Here is a 2241-nt window from a genome sequence, read left to right as displayed (position 1 = left end):
CGTACTTGTCGACCTCACGGACCTGGTGCTTGTCGTCCACCACCTGCGCGGTCGCCGAGTCGGGGGCGTTGATGAAGAGGTGGTTCTCCCGCACCTCCAGCTCCAGCGGCCCGGTGCCCCGGCCCCGGATGGTGTCGACGAGCTGGCCGCCGGAGTCGAACGCGTAGACCGTGCCGGACGCCTCGTCGGCGCAGTAGTACCGCCCGGCCCACGCCACGGCCGGGCTGAGCTGGTCGCCCGCGCCCGGCACCGTGAACGCCCGGACCGCGCCACCACTGTCGACCACGTGCACCCGCCGCTCGCCGGGCACCGTCACGGGCACGTCCGGCCCGCTCGTCCGCGCCGGCAGCGCGCCCGGCGCTGCCATCGTCAGCGGCGTGGTCCGGACCTTGCCGCCCTGCACCCGCACCAAAGCACCCGCCGTACGGTCGAGCACCGCGACGCCGTCGTCCAGGGTGGAGAGGACCAGCTCGTGGCTGGCGTCCGCGACGTCGTACGTCTCGACCTTCTTCGGGCTGAGGCCGGCCCCGGCGGGGGCCGCCGACGCGGGCGCGGAGGGCAGCGGCGCGGCGGTGACCGCCGAGACGGTGCCCTCGCTGGGCACCGCGATCCACAGGCGCCCCTCGCCGTCGAAGGACCCGCCGGTGATGCCCGGCGGGTAGCGCACCGGCTCGCCGATCGGGGTCAGCGACCGCGGGTCGAGCTGCCGGACGACACCCTGCACGGCGTCGACGACGAACGCCGCGTCCTCGTGCAGGGCGACGTTGACGCCGAGCCCCGGGGTCGTCCGGGTGGTCGCGGTGATCTGGAGGGTGGCCAGGTCCAGCGAGCTGACCTGCCCGGTGTTCAGGTCCCGCAGGACCAGCAGGCGGTCGGTCTGGGTGACCTGCACCGGGTGCCGGCGGGCGCCCGGGACCCCGACGCGGGTGTCGACCCGCGCGGTGATCCCGTTGACGCGGGCCAGCTCGCTGCGCGCGGCGCTCCACAGCCAGGAACTCGCGTCGTGGCTCGCCACCGCGTTGTCCGCCGCGCCGAGGCCGTGGACGGTGAGCCCCATGGCGGCCAGCAGCGCGGCCACCGTCGCGATGGTGACGACCCCGCCCCGCATCCGGCGGGGCCGGGGACGCGGGGGGCCGGTGCCGGCGTGCCCGGCGTCGTCGATGGTGGCCACTACCGGCTGCCTCCCGTGTCGTCCCTGGCAGGTGGCACGCCATGACGGCGACCCTCCCCTGAGCCGGGTGCCATCATATGGCCGGGTCGGGGGCATGGGAACCCGCACCGTCCCCCTGTGGACACCGAGCGTGTGCGCCGCGCCGTGGTGTCCGGTCAGCTCGACGGCGTGTCGCCCTCCCGTTCCGTGCAGACCTGCCCGGACGTGGCGAACGAGTCCGTCGAGTAGACCGCCAGCACCGTGAAGCAGTAGTCCACCCGCGAGTTCAGCCCGTTGACCGTGTAGCTGGTCCGGCCCGGGTCCACCGTGGCCATCACGCCCAGCGCCTGGCCGGTCCGGCCGCCGGCCACCATGAACGGCACCCCGCCGCCCGCCGGGTCCGTCCAGTTCAGGGTGATCGTCGCCGAGTCGTCCTTCAGCGTCAGCCCGCCCGGCGGGGGACCGGCCGCCGACGCGGACGGCGCGGCCGCAGACGGCAAGCCGGGTCCCGCTGGCGGCGCCGCGTCCCGGTTGAGCACCAGCACGCCCACGCCGACGAGCGCCACCACGGCCAAAACCGCGACGACGACCGCGACGATGACCGCCGTGCGGTTCCGGCTGCCCTCCTCGGGCTCCGGCATCATCGGGTACGCCGGCGGCGGCGGGAAGGCCGGCGCCTGCTGCTGCGCGGGGTGCTCGGCCGTCGACCGGGTCCGCACGGGCTGCGCCTTCATCGGGAACGTCTCGTCGATGTCGAGGTACGCCGGCGGCAGGTCGTCGACCCGCTCCCGCTCCGGCTCCGGCTGCTCCACCTCCTCCCGCTGCCGTTGCGACTCGGCCCGCTCCAGCTCCTCCTCGACGTCCGGTTGCTCGGCGTCGCTGTCGGCGTCGGTGGTCGCGCCCGTGAGCGCCTGCGGGGGAGCCGTGCTGCTCCACGGCGGCGCGGACATGCTCCACGGCGGCGCGCTCACCGGCGGCTGGCCCCCGGGTGGGGCGCTCACCGGCGGCTGAATCCCGGGGGGCGCGCTGAACTGCTGCGGAAGAGCGGGCGGCGCGTTGACCGGCGGTGGCATCACCGACGGTGGGGGCGG

At 75.6% G+C, this 2241-nt stretch carries 2 pseudogenes; both read right to left on the bottom strand.

What is annotated here, in order from left to right:
• A pseudogene (locus F6X68_RS32260) lies at positions 1–1171 on the bottom strand (hypothetical protein); the annotation flags it as partial.
• A 155-nt stretch (positions 1172–1326) separates the two neighbouring features.
• Positions 1327–2241: pseudogene (locus F6X68_RS32255) on the bottom strand (hypothetical protein); the annotation flags it as partial.

This window comes from Micromonospora sp. AMSO12t, assembly GCF_008806585.1.
GTDB lineage: Bacteria > Actinomycetota > Actinomycetes > Mycobacteriales > Micromonosporaceae > Micromonospora > Micromonospora reichwaldensis.
This window is presented reverse-complemented; position numbering and strand designations above follow the sequence as displayed.